Genomic DNA, 15,289 nt, shown 5'->3' with positions numbered 1-15,289 from the left:
AGTATAACCAACATTTGAAGACTTCTTTTGTAAAAATAGGTATCTGGCTTTTTTCCATTGCAATACTGTTATCTTCCTGCTCCAGAAAGAAAAACAGTTTTGTAAGTAGAAATTATCATGCCGTAACTGCAGAATACAATGCGTTATATAATGGTTATTTGGCGTTGGAAGAAGGAAAGAAAACCCTTAATACGGCCTACCAGGATGATTATTGGCAAGTATTGCCCGTAGAAAGAATGCAGGTTTTTGAAGATGTGATTCTTCCTGGTCAAAGCAAAAATGAAAACTTCAACAGGGCTGAAGACAAGGCCATTATTGCCATTCAAAAACACAGTATGAGTATTTCTGGAAAGGAATACAATCCGCAAATGGATGAAGCTTATTTATTGTTGGGCCAATCCCGTTATTTTGACCAACGATTTGTTCCAGCTTTACAGGCCTTTAATTACATATTATATAGATATCCAGCTAGTGATAAAATCAATCAGGCGAAAATTTGGAGAGAGAAGACAAATATTCGTTTAGACAATGATGAGTTGGCCATTGAGAATTTGAAAAAGTTGTTGGAAGAAGATATTCAGGGTCAAGATTTGGCAGATGCTACTTCCATGTTGGCACAAGCCTATATCAATACCAAATCCTTGGACAGTGCTGTTACCCAACTTGAAACCGCAAGCAATAGCACTAAAGATGATGACGAACGAGGGCGATACCGATTTATTCAAGGACAGTTGTATAATGAATTAGGATATAAAGACAGTGCAAACTTTGCCTTTGATCAAGTTATTGAACTGAATAGAAGAACTCCAAGAATTTACTATATAAGTGCTCATTTGGAAAAGGCCAAGAATTTTGATTATGATAATGGAGATAAATTGGCGTTTCTTGAGTTATTGACAAAGCTTGAAGAGAATCGTGAAAACCGTCCGTATTTAGATCGTATCTATCACCAAAAGGGAGAGTTCTTTTTGACAGAAGGAATGGATTCCTTAGCCTTGGTATATTACAACAAGTCTTTAAGAACGCCTACCAGAGATAAAAAACTAAGAGCCAGAAATTATGTAATCTTAGGAGATTATTATTTTGATGAAGCAGAGTATAAGACTGCTGGTTTATATTACGACAGCACCATGTTGAACATGGAAAAAAATAAGAAGCCTTATCGAATTATCAAGAGAAAAAGGGATAACCTAGAAGATGTCATACTCTATGAGGATATTGCTGAAGCAAATGACAGTATTTTAGGCTTGGTGGCTATGAATGATACCGAGCGATTGGAATATTTTACGCAATATACTGAAGATTTAAAGGTAAAAGCCGAAGAGGAAAAGGAACGTCAAGAAGCGGCAGAAAGAATGGCCAATCAAGGATTGGTAACTGTGAATGATAATTTAGTAAATAAAACAAATAGGGGGCCAAATCCACAAAGTGCCTCAAGTTTTTATTTCTACAATCAAAATACCATTTCATTTGGGAAAAATGAATTCAGACAGGTTTGGGGAGATAGGGCTCCTGAGGACAACTGGAGGTGGTCTTCCAATCAATTAAGAACGTCAAATACTGAAGAGATAGAAGAGGAAGTTGCCACAATTGATGAAACTGAAATGTTTGACCCTAATTATTACATTGGGCAAATTCCAGTGGAACAAACGGCTATAGATAGCATTGCCAAAGAACGCAATTTTGCTTATTACCAATTGGGTATTATATATAAGGAGAAGTTCAAAGAATATCGACTTTCTGAAAATCGCTTGGAAGCTTTGTTGGAAAGTGATCCAGAGGAAAAACTCATTCTTCCTTCCAAGTACAATTTATATCGTGTGTATCTAGAGTTGGGAGAAACAGCCAAAGCTGAAAGAATAAAACAGGAGATTATCTCAGAATACCCAGATTCAAGATATGCAGCGATACTGATAAATCCAGAGTCGGCAACCCAAAAGGATGAAAACAGTCCAGAAAGTATTTATGAAAGGTTGTACCAAGAGTTGCAAAACCAAAACTATGCAGAAGTTCTTGGCAAGTCATCTGAAATGATCACCCAACTGGAAGGCGATCCTATGGCGCCGAAGTTTGAAATATTAAAAGCCACAGCAGAAGGACGTTTATATGGATTTGAAAAGTACTCTAAGGGTATTAATGATGTGGCAGTAAATTATTCCAACACACCAGAAGGCATTGAAGCGCAACGTATGGTAACTGAAGTATTGCCCAAATTGGCTGTGAAGGATTTCGCTGAAAATGCCAATGAAACCAATTTTAAAATCGTGTATTATTTCAACAATGCCGATTCAGAAACCTTGGAAGCATTTAAAAAGAAATTAGACAAGGAGGTAGAACAGGTTAATGTATTTGAACTGTCCACTTCCATCGACATTTATAACCCCAATACTACCTTTGTAGTAGTTCATGGTTTGAAGAGTAGAGAAGGAGCTAAAGGATTTGCCCTAGCGCTTGAGGAAAGGAAGAAAGACAAGATTGTCCATCAGTTTTTCCCAGTTTCGTCTTCAAACTATAAAATCATCCAAATCCATAAGAACATGGATGATTATTTGAATTATTTAGAAACTAATAACTAAAAGTAAGATGGCTATGTTTTCAGAAAACAAAAAGGAAAAGCAATCTTTTGATACGTCTACGAATCAAAACATTGTAGCGAAGGGAACCAAAATTATTGGTGATTTAACCAGCGAGGGTGATATTAGAATTGACGGTATCGTTGAAGGAAATATCAAAACCCCAGGAAAAGTTGTGGTAGGAAAATCAGGATTGATTAAAGGAACCTTAAATGGGACCGATGCACATTTTGAAGGAAAATTTTCCGGAAAATTAAATTTATCAGGAACCCTAAATCTTAAATCTTCAGCCCATGTAGAGGGAGAAGTGGTATTAGGGAAACTATCTGTAGAACCGGGAGCAACCTTCAATGTAAATTGCGCCATGAAAGGAGCCGTAAAGGAATTTAACCAAGGTGGACAACCAAAAGAAAGAAAACAAGAACAAGGGCAATCAGCTTAAGAATCTGGCTGCCATGTCTGGGGTTGCCATTCAAATGGGAATCACCATTTATTTGTTTGTGCTGTTGGGTAAATGGCTGGATGGCAAATTTACCGATGGTGGCAAGTTATTTCTTATTGTCTGTACTTTATTGGGAGTAGGCATTTCCCTTTATGTGGTATTGAAACAAATTAATAAATTGAATGAATAAAAAGAGATTATTCATATACCTTTTAATAATAGCAATCACCTCGTTGATTGCTTTTTTTATCCATACAGTCGTTTTAAAACAAATGGAGCTGCCACCTTATGAGCATAAAATTGTGTTGGCTTATATCGTGAATACCTGTTTGGCTATGGGGATTCTATTCTGTTTGTATTTTTTCAAAGAAAAATTCAGAGATCAGTTGGGATTTTTATTCATGCTTGGAAGCTTTTTGAAGTTTATATTTTTTTTCATTCTCTTTTACCCAGCTTATCATGCCGACAATGAAGTATCGACTCTAGAGTTCACTTCATTTTTTGTTCCCTATGCAACTTCCTTGATTACAGAAACTTTTGGAGGCGTAAGGCTCTTAAACAGTTTAGATTAGTCCCAATTTAAGGGGCGAAAGAAGCATTCCAAAATAATGTAAAATTTTCTTTTTTGATTTTGAGATAAAAGCATACCTTTGCACCAATTTTTAAGGATACAATTTTTGTTTCGACATGCAAAGAAAGTCAGTTTTTAGTTTGCTTTTGTTTTTTATAGCCTCTTTGTCCCTTTCTACTATGTTAGCTCAACATGGTGAAAATCAACATGAAGAGATGGAACTTCAAGAAGTTGCTCCAGGTGTTGAGGGTAAAGAAGGACTCAAGAAAGAGATTAAAGAATACATAAATCATCACTTGTTAGATTCTCATGATTTTAGTTTGTATTCTTATACCAATGATGCGGGAGAAAAAGTACACATCGGATTCCCACTTCCAGTTATTTTATGGGATGGCGGATTAAAAGTGTTCTCCTCTTCAAAATTTCATCATGGAGAAGAAGTTGCTGAGGTAGGAGGTGAATATTACACACTTTACCATAATAAGGTTTACAAAACCAATGCACAAGGTGACATAACTCTAGATGACCACCACCATCCAACTAACGTAAAGCCTTTTGATTTATCAATCACTAAAAATGTCTTTACCATTTTTATGGTAGGTCTTTTGCTTCTATGGATGTTCAGTTCCATGGCAAAATCTTATAAAAAAGGAGCGCTTCCATCTGGAATGGGACGTTTTTTAGAGCCTATAGTACTTTACATTCGTGATGATATTGCTATTCCAAATATTGGGTTGAAGCATTACAAGCGTTATATGAGCTTTTTGTTAAGTGTGTTCTTCTTTATTTGGATTATCAACCTATTAGGTTTAACGCCGCTAGGAGTTAATGTTACTAACAATATAGCAGTAACTTTTGCTTTAGCAATTTTAACCTATTTGATTACCACTTTCTCTGGTAACAAAAATTATTGGAAACACATTTTCTGGATGCCAGGAGTACCTGTTCCAATGAAAATCATTTTAGCACCAATTGAATTGTTAGGAACTTTTATCAAACCGTTTTCATTATTGATTCGTTTGTATGCTAACATCACAGCTGGTCACATTGTATTGATGAGTATCATTGGTTTGATGTTTATCTTTAAAAACTGGATAGGAAGTTCGTTGTCTTTCGGATTGGCGTTTGTTTTATCCTTATTGGAGTTGTTGGTTGCTGCTTTACAAGCCTATATTTTTACCATGCTTTCAGCATTGTATTTTGGTTCGGCTGTAGAAGAACACCACGACGATCACTAAAATTGAATGTTTAATTATTTAATATATATATTATGACTATTCCAAACATTGTAGGAGCTGGTTTAATTGTTATCGGTGCTGGTTTAGGTATCGGTAGAATTGGTGGACAAGCTATGGAAGCTATTGCTCGTCAACCTGAAGCTTCAGGAAAAATCCAAACAGCTATGCTTATTGCAGCTGCCCTTATTGAAGGTATTGGATTTGCTGCTTTATTCGCGGCATAATAACACAAGCATCAGCTATAACGGTTGGTTGTAGCTGGTGTTTTATTAAAAAAGGATTAATTAGATATAACCGAGATATAAATGGATAAGTTAATTAATGAATTTTCATTCGGACTATTTTTCTGGCAATTATTGCTTTTTGTTGGATTAGTATTATTGTTGAGAAAATTTGCTTGGAAACCAATTCTTGATGCTGTTGAGAAAAGAGAATCAGGAATTGAAGATGCTTTGAAAGCTGCAGAAAATGCAAAACTTGAAATGCAAAACCTTCAAGCAGATAACGACAGATTATTAAAAGAAGCTAGAGCTGAGCGTGAGGCGATGCTTAAAGAGGCCAGAGAAATCAAGGCTAAAATGGTTGCTGATGCAAAGGATGAAGCACAAGTTCAAGCCAATCAAATGATTGAAGCTGCACAATCTGCAATCGAAAGCGAGAAGCGATTAGCTATGACCGAGTTGAAAAACCAGGTGGCTACATTGTCTTTAGAGATTGCTGAGAAAGTAGTACGTGGCGAGTTGTCTAGCAAAGACAAACAAATGGATTTGGTAGAATCTATGTTGGGTGAAACAACCTTAAATTAATAACCATGGCAGGAACTAGAGCAGCAGCACGTTACGCAAAAGCCATTTTGAGTTTAGCAAAAGATCAAAATACAACTGAGGTTGTAAACAATGATATGAAACTAATCTCAAAGACCATTGCAGATAACAAAGACCTAAAGAATGTGCTTAAAAGTCCTGTGGTTAGATCGGCTATTAAAAAATCGATACTAGTTGGTACTTTCAAAGATATCACCCCTAGTACAAGCAATTTAATAGACACTTTAATTGCCAATAAACGTATAGCGCTTTTAGATGAAATTGCAGTGCAATACAATTTATTGTTTGATCATTTGAATGATATGCAAGTTGCTAAAGTAACTACAGCTGTTCCTATGACAGATGATATAAAGACAAAAGTGTTGGCTAAGGTTAAAGAATTGACCGGGAAGGAAGCAGAGATAAAAAATATAGTGGATGAGGACATCATTGGTGGATTCATTTTACGAGTTGGAGATATTCAATACAATGCGAGTATCGCCAATAAATTAAACAGACTTAAAAGAGAATTTATATTAAATTAAATAGTTAGGTCCTTGTAGGTATCTAACATCTAATACATGTCCCGAGCAAAGTTGAGGGATTTAAATAAATTAAAAAGATGGCAGAAGTAAAACCGGCTGAAATATCAGCAATCTTAAAACAACAACTATCAGGTTTTGAAGCAGGTGCTTCATTGGATGAAGTAGGAACAGTACTTACCGTTGGTGATGGTATTGCTCGTGTATACGGCTTATCAAATGCTGGATACGGGGAATTAGTAGAGTTTGAATCAGGCCTTGAAGGAATGGTTTTGAACTTGGAAGAAGACAACGTTGGTGTGGTATTGTTAGGTCCTTCTAAAGAAATTAAAGAAGGAGCAACTGTAAAACGTACCAATCGTATCGCTTCTATCAATGTTGGTGAAGGTATTGTTGGTCGTGTTGTTGATACATTAGGTAACCCAATCGATGGTAAAGGTGCTATTGAAGGGCAAACTTATGAGATGCCTTTAGAGCGTAAAGCTCCTGGGGTTATTTTCCGTCAACCGGTAAATGAGCCATTGCAAACTGGTATTAAGTCTATCGATGCCATGATCCCTGTAGGACGTGGTCAACGTGAGTTGGTAATTGGTGACCGTCAAACTGGTAAAACAACAGTTTGTATTGATACCATCTTAAATCAAAAAGAATTTTATGATGCCGGACAGCCTGTTTACTGTATTTATGTAGCAGTTGGTCAAAAAGCATCAACAGTTGCTAACATTGCTAAAACTCTTGAAGATAAGGGGGCGTTAGCTTATACTACTATCGTTGCTGCAAATGCATCAGATCCTGCTCCAATGCAGGTATATGCACCTTTCGCAGGAGCTGCAATTGGTGAATATTTTAGAGATACTGGTCGTCCTGCTTTAATCATCTATGATGATTTATCTAAGCAAGCGGTAGCTTATCGTGAGGTGTCTTTGTTATTAAGAAGACCACCAGGACGTGAGGCTTATCCAGGAGACGTTTTCTACTTACACTCTCGTTTGTTAGAGCGTGCTGCAAAGGTTATTGCTGATGATGAAATCGCAAAAACAATGAATGATTTACCAGAATCGTTAAAGCCAATTGTAAAAGGAGGAGGTTCTTTAACGGCCTTACCAATTATTGAAACACAAGCTGGTGACGTTTCTGCTTATATTCCTACTAACGTAATTTCGATTACAGACGGACAGATTTTCTTGGAGTCAGATTTATTTAACTCTGGGGTACGTCCTGCAATTAACGTTGGTATCTCTGTATCACGTGTAGGTGGATCTGCTCAGATTAAATCTATGAAAAAAGTGGCAGGTACCTTGAAATTAGACCAAGCCCAATTCCGTGAATTGGAAGCTTTCGCTAAGTTTGGTTCTGATTTGGATGCAGCTACTTTAAATGTGATTGAAAAAGGAAAGCGTAACGTTGAGATCTTAAAACAAGCTCAAAACGATCCATTTACAGTAGAAGATCAGGTAGCTATTATCTATGCAGGTTCTAAAAACTTGTTGAGAGATGTTCCTGTAGAGAAAGTAAAGGAATTCGAAAGAGATTATTTAGAGTTCTTAAATGCTAAGCATAGAGATGTATTGGATTCTTTAAAAGCTGGAAAATTAACTGATGAGGTAATCGATACCTTAACTTCAGTAGCTAAAGAATTATCAGAAAAATATAGAGCATAATATCTATTGTCATCCTGAACTAGTTTCAGGATCTCAAATTAGAATTAAAGAAGATTCTGAAATAAATTCAGAATGACAAAAAAGCGATTATGGCAAACTTAAAGGAAATACGCAGTAGAATTACGTCGGTTGGTTCAACCATGCAGATTACCAGTGCTATGAAAATGGTTTCTGCTGCAAAGTTGAAGAAGGCTCAAGACGCCATTACGGCCATGAGACCTTATGCAGATAAACTGACTGAACTTCTTAGAGATTTGAGTGCTACTTTAGATGACGATTCTGGAAGTAAGTATTCTGAGCAAAGAGAAGTAAAAAAAGTACTTGTAGTTGCAATTACCTCCAATAGAGGTTTATGTGGAGCCTTCAATTCTAATATTGTTAAAGAAGCAACACGTTTGGCTACTGAAGTGTATCCAGGTAAAGAAGTTTCTTTTGTAACTATAGGAAAAAAAGGTAACGATGTACTTTCTAAGCGTTTCAATGTAATTGGTAATCACAACCATATTTATGATGATTTGACATTTGACAATGTCGCTGAAGTTGCAGAGTGGATGATGAACAAGTTTGTTGCTGGAGATTTTGATAAAATTGAGGTGATTTACAACAAGTTCAAAAACGCTGCTACTCAAATTGTCATGACGGAACAATTTTTACCAATCGTTCCAGTGGAGAATGAAGCCAATAAAAACTTGGATTATATTTTTGAACCTTCCAAATTGGAAATCGTTCAAACCTTAATTCCGAAATCATTAAAGACTCAGTTGTACAAGTCTGTGCGTGATTCATTTGCTTCTGAGCATGGTGCTCGTATGACTGCAATGCACAAAGCGACTGATAATGCCAAGGAGTTAAAAGATCAATTAACGTTAACCTACAATAAGGCGCGTCAAGCGGCTATTACCAACGAAATTTTGGAAATCGTAGGTGGTGCAGAAGCCCTAAACGGATAATAAAACAAGATGCCAAAATGTTTTGGCTCAGAAATATAGAAAGCCTCACGTTGTGGGGCTTTTTTCTTTTATAAGGATCAATTCCCCTATTATAGTCATACACGTTGCATATACTTGCATAAAAACGTATTTTTAGCAGAATTAAATACCTATTATTTGGGCGCACTTAAAAAGTTTTTAAAGGATACCATCATCTACGGTTTGGCAACTGTGTTGCCTAGATTGATGAATTTTGTGCTTGTGCCTTTGCATATCGATAAACTGGAAACAACCAGTTATTCAGATAATACCACCTTTTATATATATGCTGCCTTTTTTAATGTGCTGCTTACCTACGGTATGGAAACGGCCTTTTTCAGATTTTTCAGTAAACATCATGATAAGGATAAAGTGTTTTCAACCGCTTTTATAAGCCTTACCGTGACTACGGTGTTGTTCTTTCTGGTGGTTTTCTTGAATAATGACGCTTTGGCTATTTTGGTCAATTTGAAGTTGTCTTATTTTAATTTGCTTTTAGGAGTACTAGCTTTAGATACATTAGTTGTCGTGCCATTCGCCTTTCTTAGGGCTACTGGAAGGCCTATTAAATTTACGGCAATTAAATTAACAAATATTGCTATTTATGTTGTTTTGAATTTTTTCTTCCTGTGGGCTATTCCAAAATTTGGAATAGGGTATCCCGGCTATGATTCAAAAGATTTAGTGAAATATATATTCGTTGCAAACTTGGCTGCAAGTATTGTTACCTTTATTCTATTGACGCCTTACTTTATAAAAACCAAAATCCAATTCAGCATGGATATTCTTAAACAAATGCTGAATTATGGTTGGCCTGTTATGGTTGCAGGAATGGCGTATGTGATCAATGAGAATTTTGATAAATGGCTGTTGCCAGAATTATTGGGAAAGGATATCAACGGGGCTTATAGTGGTTGCTACAAAATAGCTGTTTTTATGACTATTTTCATTCAGGGCTTTCGTTTGGGCGCCGAACCGTTTTTCTTTAATCATGCCGAAAACCAAAATGCCAAAAAAACCTATGCAGATATCATGAAATATTTTGTGATCTGTGGAAGTTTAATGATGGTGTTTATTATGGCTTATTTTGATTTATTCAAGCAATTGGTTGTTCGTGATTCTTCTTATTGGATAGCCATTGATATTGTTCCCATCGTTTTGTTGGCCAATCTGTTTTTGGGAATATATTTTAACTTGGCCATTTGGTATAAGTTAACCGATAAAACCAGATTTGGAATGTATTTGTCACTGGTAGGCGCATTTATTACTATAGCATTAAATTATTATTTGATTCCTAGGATAGGATTTATGGGGTCTGCTTGGGCCACCTTGGCAGCTTATGGGATAATGATGGTTTTATCCTATGTCATTGGGAAAAGGCATTATCCCGTTCCATATGATTTGGGTAAGATTTTACTTTATTTGGGGCTAACTGTTATTTTATCCGGCATCATTTATCTCCGATTTAAAAGTAATTATCTTATGAGTACCGTTTTGCTTTTAGTATTTTTGGGGGTTGTCATAATAGTCGAAAGAAAAGACTTAAAACGCTTATTAAAGAATTAAGATGAAGATAAAAATTATCAATAAATCCAATCACGATTTACCTAGTTATGAAACCTTGGCTTCGGCCGGAATGGATTTACGAGCCTTTACCAATGAGTTAATTACCCTAAAACCTTTGGAAAGAACCATTGTAAAAACAGGGTTGTTTATGGAATTGCCTGTAGGTTTTGAAGCACAGGTTAGACCAAGAAGTGGTTTGGCAGCCAAAAAGGGCATTACAGTTTTAAATGCACCAGGAACCATTGATGCGGATTATAGAGGTGAAATAGGTGTGATTTTGGTCAATTTATCCAATGAGGATTTCACCATCGAGAATGGTGAAAGAATCGCCCAATTAGTCATAGCAAAACATGAAAGAGCTGAATGGGAAGAAGTAGATGATTTATCTGAAACTTCGAGAGGTGCTGGTGGATTTGGTAGCACGGGGGTAAAGTAAACCTCGATTGACCTTTTAGGAGTAGGTCAAAGTATTTTGTTGAATTAAAAAAGATTCCGCATTAGCGGGCACTAATATGAAAATAATCGTACCCATGGCTGGACGTGGCTCCAGACTTAGACCACATACGTTAACGGTTCCAAAACCCCTAATTCCTGTAGCAGGAGAACCTATTGTTCATAGGTTGGTTAAGGATATAGCAAAGGTTTTAAACCAACCTATTGAAGAAATTGCCTTTGTACTCGGAGATCCGGCTTTTTTTGGTGAAGATGTTGTTGAAAGTTTGCAAAAACTGGCATCCGATTTAGGAGCTCAAGGATCCATATACCGCCAAGATCAGCCTTTAGGTACAGGTCATGCCATCATGAGTGCAGAACCCTCCTTGTCAGGTCCTGCGGTTGTAGCATATGCAGATACCTTGATTCGTGCTGATTTTGATTTGGATCCAGAAGCAGACGCCGTAATTTGGACAAAAAAGGTGGAAAATCCGGAAGCCTATGGGGTTGTCAAATTAAACGACCTAAAGGAAATCGTGGAATTGGTAGAAAAACCAAAAGAATTTATTTCAGACCAAGCGGTTATCGGGATATACTATTTTAAGGATATTGGAGTTTTAAAAGAAAAGCTTCAAGAAGTCTTGGATGAAAATATCATGAATGGAGGGGAATATCAAATTAATGATGGTATCAAGCGTATGATGGCAGATGGTCGCATTTTTAAGACGGGTACTGTTGATGAGTGGATGGATTGTGGAAACAAGGCCATTACCGTAGAAACCAATGGTAAAATGTTGAATTTCCTTCAAAGCGATGGGGAAAACCTGATTTCAGAAAGTGTAACTTTAGAAAATTCTAAAATCATCGAACCTTGCTATATTGGGGAGGGGGTCATTTTGAAAAATAGCACCATTGGTCCCAATGTATCAATCGGGAATCAAACGATCATAGAGAACTCTACCGTTAAAAATAGTTTAATACAGAGCGCTTCTACTATTAAAAATGCTAATTTAGAGGAGGCCATGATAGGTAATCACGCTTATTATGATGGAGATTTCTCAAGAGTAAGTATAGGTGATTACTCTGTTTTGGAATAGCTTTTGTTTCGACTAAACCACTATGTTGCAATATAACCGTTACATATTCATTTTATTTTTAGGGTTTCTTTCCTTTTTACCTTTGGGAATGGAGGCGCAGGTTGATTTCAATAAAACCCCAAATGATGATTTGGGCGAAGTGGAGGATAAGAAACAGGAACTGTTCTTTGAGGCGTTAAAGCAAAAGGCCATTGAAAATTATGACCGAGCTGTTACTGCTTTATTGAAGTGTATTGAAATGGATAAATCCCAATCGGTTTTTTATTATGAATTGGGTAAAAACTACAACAAACTCAAAAATTTTGGAGCCGCTGAGGAGGCGTTGAAAGATGCCGTTAAAATGGAGCCAACCAATGAATGGTATGCCAATGAGCTTTTTGATGTTTACATGCAACAGAAGGATTACAAAAGAGCCATCAGAACGGTTGAGGATATAGTTGAATATCATCCTAAATATAAAGAAGATTTGGCTCATTTGTATTTTGATAATAAAGAATACAAAGATGCCTTAAAAATATTGGATGAGTTGGATGAAAAGCGTGGTGTATCCTCTTCTAGAGATCATTTAAGAAATCAAATTTATGCCGCTACTGGTCGTAAAAAGGATCAAATTGAAAACTTGGAAGATCGTCTGGAAAGTAATCCTGATGAAGAAACCAACTATTTGGCGTTGATTTATCGATACAGTGAAAGTGGCGATAACGAGAAGGCCTTTGAGACTGCAAAAAAGTTACTTGAGATCAAGCCCAATTCTGAGTTGGTGCATTTAGCTCTTTATAAGTTTTATTTAGAGGACGGGCAAACCCAAGAGGCTATTGAATCTATGAAAATTGTGATGGGGAGTCTAAAGGTAAATCCAGAAGCCAAAACTATGGTACTTTCAGATTTTGTCAATTTTGTAAAAGAGCATCCAGAGTATGAAGCTGATTTAGTAGAGGCTACTACGTTAAATTTGGATTCCGAAAATGGAAAATCCTATGAAGGTGTTGCCAACTATTTTTTGAACAAGGGCGATAAGCCCAAAGCGTTGGAATATTTTGAAAAGGCTTATCAAGTGGATTCGGGAAATTTTGGATTACTCAAGAATATAATGCTCCTTCAGTTGGACTTAAAACAATTTGAAAAGGTGGAAGCCAAAAGTAGTGATGCCTTGTTGAAGTATCCGTCTCAGCCCCTTTTCTATTTAATCAATGGCGTAGCATTAAATCAACTTGGGAAGTTCAATAGAGCAGCAGAGGTTTTAGAAACAGGTTTGGATTATATCATTGAAGATACCAAAATGGAATCTGATTTTTATAACCAACTTAGCCTGTCCTATACCCAATTAAACAATACAAAGAAGGCTAAAACGTTTAGTGATAAAGCCAAACAGTTAGAATCTACCAATTAATGAGCAAATCATCTGTCTATTTTTCCATAGTTGTAAGCATGTGTTTTATGGTTTTTGTTGGCTGTAAGTCAACAAAATCTTTAGTTGAAGGTGAAAATAACTTATCCCTTTCTGCCAAAGAGGTACTAAAGGAAAACAAAAAGCGATTAGCCGATTTCAATACCCTTCAATCCAAGGTACGTTTGGTTTATAAGGAAGGACAAAGTTCCCAAACCCATACCATTACATTGCGTATGAAAAAGGATGAAATCATCTGGATTACTGCCGCTTTTAATGTGATTAGGGCTCAAGTAACACCTGAAAAGGTTAGTTTCTACAACAAATTGGATAACACCTATTTTGATGGTGATTTTGCTTATATCAGTAAAATTTTAGGAACACAAGTGGACTTTAAAATGGTGCAGAACATCCTAATGGGAGAGTCCCTTTTTGAACTGAATAGAACAGATTTTGACATGTCTATCAATGATGATTCTTATTTGTTTCAGCCTAAAGACCAAACAGCATTGTTTGAGCTGTTCTATATCATAAGCGGGAGAAATTTCAAGATGAAGTCACAACAATTGGCACAGTCTGCAACCAATCGATTTTTGGAGATTGATTATTTGAGCTATCAACAAGTGGAAAAGGAAATTTTTCCTGAAAATTTAAGAGTTATTTCTTTGGAAAAGGATCAACAAACTACCATAGAATTGGAGTACAAATCAATATCTTTGAATGAAGATTTAAGATTCCCGTTTAAGATTCCTTCGGGCTTTGAAGAAATAGAACTTGAATAATGCGCCATAACCAACTAGCTACATATTTCGTCATTTTTTTGATGTGTTTCACCTCTTCTGTTTTTTCACAAAGTAAGAAGCAAAAGGAACTTGAGGAGCGCCGTCAAGAACTTCAAAGAGAAATAAGACAAATCAATGATTTGTTATTTAAAAATCAATCGCAAAAAAAGTCACAAACCAGTTTAATTGAAGATTTGAGCTACAAGGTGAACGTGAGAAAGAATTTAATTAAGGTCACCAACCAACAAGCCAATTTATTGACCCGCGAAATCAACGCCAATCAAAAGAAAATATCAGAGCTACGTGACGAACTAACAACCTTAAAGGAGAATTATGCCAAAATGATCTTGCGCTCGTACAAGAGCAAAAGTGAGCAAAGCAGAATCATGTTTTTATTGTCTTCTAGCAACTTTAAACAAGCTTATAAACGCATTCAATATATGACCCAATACTCAAAGTTTCAAAAGGAGCAAGGGGAAGCGATTAAAGTGAAGACTGCCGAACTTCAAAAAAGCAATAAAGAATTATTAAGGCAAAAAGATGACAAGCAAAAGTTGATTGCTGAAAATAGAGTGGCTCAAAGGGAATTAGAAGGGGAGTTGAGGCAGCAACAATCTTTGATGGCCTCCATCAATCAAAACCTGAGTAAGTACCGCAATCAAATCAAAGAAAAGCAAAAGGAGGCCGACCGCATTGACAAAGAAATTGAAAAAATGATCCGTGAAGCTATTGCCAGCTCAAATAAGAAAGCAGGTAAAAGTACCAATACTAGCAGTTTTGCTTTAACGCCTGAGGATAAGGCCTTAGCAAGTAGTTTTGTAGCTAATAAAGGGAAATTGCCCTGGCCCGTAGAAAAAGGGGTTGTAAAAGTACGCTATGGAAAGCAACCTTCCCCAATTGACAGAACCATTACCATTCAAAGTAATGGGGTTAGAATTGCTACTGAAAAAGATGCCGATGTTCGCGCCGTTTATAAAGGAAAGGTTTTAAGAGTGCAGGCCATCAGACACGGGAATGTGTTGGTCATGATACAACACGGTAATTACATTACCAATTACACCAATTTATCCAAGGTATTTGTCAACCCAGGAGACATGGTAGATACCAAACAGGTCATTGGAAAAGTGTTTACCAACCCTAGCAATGGAGAAACCACATTGAAATTTAGTATTTGGAAAGAAATCAACACCCAAAATCCAGCCGATTGGATTTTTCAGATGTAAAAAT

At 36.5% G+C, this 15,289-nt stretch carries 16 protein-coding genes; all 16 read left to right on the top strand.

Features of this window, described 5'->3' with window-relative positions:
• The first annotated feature begins 14 nt into the window (after positions 1 to 14).
• The 16 genes from GZ212_RS01680 (at position 15) to GZ212_RS01605 (ending at position 15,285) form a co-directional block, all read left to right on the top strand.
• Positions 15 to 2,576 (top strand): hypothetical protein, encoded by a 2,562-nt coding sequence (locus GZ212_RS01680; protein ID WP_240923698.1) that lies wholly within the window; start codon positions 15 to 17, stop codon positions 2,574 to 2,576.
• A 13-nt stretch (positions 2,577 to 2,589) separates the two neighbouring features.
• Positions 2,590 to 3,015: a polymer-forming cytoskeletal protein gene (locus GZ212_RS01675; protein WP_166956733.1), complete on the top strand. Its 426-nt coding sequence runs from the start codon at positions 2,590 to 2,592 to the stop codon at positions 3,013 to 3,015.
• A gap of 13 nt (positions 3,016 to 3,028) precedes the next feature.
• Positions 3,029 to 3,205 (top strand): AtpZ/AtpI family protein, encoded by a 177-nt coding sequence (locus GZ212_RS01670; protein ID WP_082316523.1) that lies wholly within the window; start codon positions 3,029 to 3,031, stop codon positions 3,203 to 3,205.
• Positions 3,198 to 3,587 (top strand): DUF6168 family protein, encoded by a 390-nt coding sequence (locus tag GZ212_RS01665; protein ID WP_053970736.1) that lies wholly within the window; start codon positions 3,198 to 3,200, stop codon positions 3,585 to 3,587. The genes GZ212_RS01670 and GZ212_RS01665 overlap by 8 nt, the downstream gene beginning before the upstream one ends.
• A 115-nt stretch (positions 3,588 to 3,702) precedes the next feature.
• The gene (atpB, locus tag GZ212_RS01660) at positions 3,703 to 4,824 is read left to right on the top strand and encodes a F0F1 ATP synthase subunit A (protein WP_166956730.1); all 1,122 of its coding nucleotides are present in this window, start codon (positions 3,703 to 3,705) and stop codon (positions 4,822 to 4,824) included.
• Positions 4,825 to 4,856: 32 nt separating this feature from the next.
• The gene (gene atpE / locus GZ212_RS01655; RefSeq protein WP_053970734.1) at positions 4,857 to 5,048 is read left to right on the top strand and encodes an ATP synthase F0 subunit C; all 192 of its coding nucleotides are present in this window, start codon (positions 4,857 to 4,859) and stop codon (positions 5,046 to 5,048) included.
• Between the two features lie 81 nt (positions 5,049 to 5,129).
• Positions 5,130 to 5,630, top strand: coding sequence for a F0F1 ATP synthase subunit B (locus GZ212_RS01650; protein WP_053970733.1), 501 nt, complete (start codon positions 5,130 to 5,132; stop codon positions 5,628 to 5,630).
• A 5-nt stretch (positions 5,631 to 5,635) separates the two neighbouring features.
• The gene (gene atpH / locus GZ212_RS01645; protein WP_053970732.1) at positions 5,636 to 6,172 is read left to right on the top strand and encodes an ATP synthase F1 subunit delta; all 537 of its coding nucleotides are present in this window, start codon (positions 5,636 to 5,638) and stop codon (positions 6,170 to 6,172) included.
• Positions 6,173 to 6,249: 77 nt separating this feature from the next.
• Entirely contained in the window at positions 6,250 to 7,830 is a 1,581-nt protein-coding gene (gene atpA / locus GZ212_RS01640; protein WP_166956727.1) for a F0F1 ATP synthase subunit alpha, read from the top strand.
• A gap of 89 nt (positions 7,831 to 7,919) precedes the next feature.
• Positions 7,920 to 8,780 carry an ATP synthase F1 subunit gamma gene (atpG, locus tag GZ212_RS01635; RefSeq protein ID WP_166956724.1) on the top strand — a complete coding sequence of 287 codons (861 nt, stop codon included), beginning with the start codon at positions 7,920 to 7,922 and terminating at the stop codon, positions 8,778 to 8,780.
• Between the two features lie 156 nt (positions 8,781 to 8,936).
• Positions 8,937 to 10,364 (top strand): lipopolysaccharide biosynthesis protein, encoded by a 1,428-nt coding sequence (locus GZ212_RS01630; protein ID WP_166956721.1) that lies wholly within the window; start codon positions 8,937 to 8,939, stop codon positions 10,362 to 10,364.
• Between the two features lies 1 nt (position 10,365).
• Positions 10,366 to 10,800: a dUTP diphosphatase gene (gene dut, locus GZ212_RS01625; protein ID WP_166956717.1), complete on the top strand. Its 435-nt coding sequence runs from the start codon at positions 10,366 to 10,368 to the stop codon at positions 10,798 to 10,800.
• Positions 10,801 to 10,876: 76 nt separating this feature from the next.
• On the top strand, positions 10,877 to 11,893 hold the full coding sequence (locus GZ212_RS01620) for a nucleotidyltransferase family protein (RefSeq protein WP_166956714.1): 1,017 nt from the start codon (positions 10,877 to 10,879) through the stop codon (positions 11,891 to 11,893).
• Between the two features lie 22 nt (positions 11,894 to 11,915).
• Positions 11,916 to 13,283 (top strand): lipopolysaccharide assembly protein LapB, encoded by a 1,368-nt coding sequence (locus GZ212_RS01615; RefSeq protein WP_240923696.1) that lies wholly within the window; start codon positions 11,916 to 11,918, stop codon positions 13,281 to 13,283.
• Positions 13,283 to 14,062, top strand: a complete 780-nt coding sequence (locus tag GZ212_RS01610) for a DUF4292 domain-containing protein (RefSeq protein WP_166956710.1) — start codon at positions 13,283 to 13,285, stop codon at positions 14,060 to 14,062. The genes GZ212_RS01615 and GZ212_RS01610 overlap by 1 nt, the downstream gene beginning before the upstream one ends.
• On the top strand, positions 14,062 to 15,285 hold the full coding sequence (locus GZ212_RS01605) for a murein hydrolase activator EnvC (protein WP_166956707.1): 1,224 nt from the start codon (positions 14,062 to 14,064) through the stop codon (positions 15,283 to 15,285). The genes GZ212_RS01610 and GZ212_RS01605 overlap by 1 nt, the downstream gene beginning before the upstream one ends.
• Positions 15,286 to 15,289 lie beyond the last annotated feature (4 nt).

This window comes from Mangrovimonas sp. CR14 (assembly GCF_011764015.1).
GTDB classification, from domain to species: domain Bacteria; phylum Bacteroidota; class Bacteroidia; order Flavobacteriales; family Flavobacteriaceae; genus Mangrovimonas; species Mangrovimonas futianensis.
The sequence above is the reverse complement of the archived record's forward strand: the minus strand, read 5'-3'. Positions and strand labels throughout refer to the sequence as shown.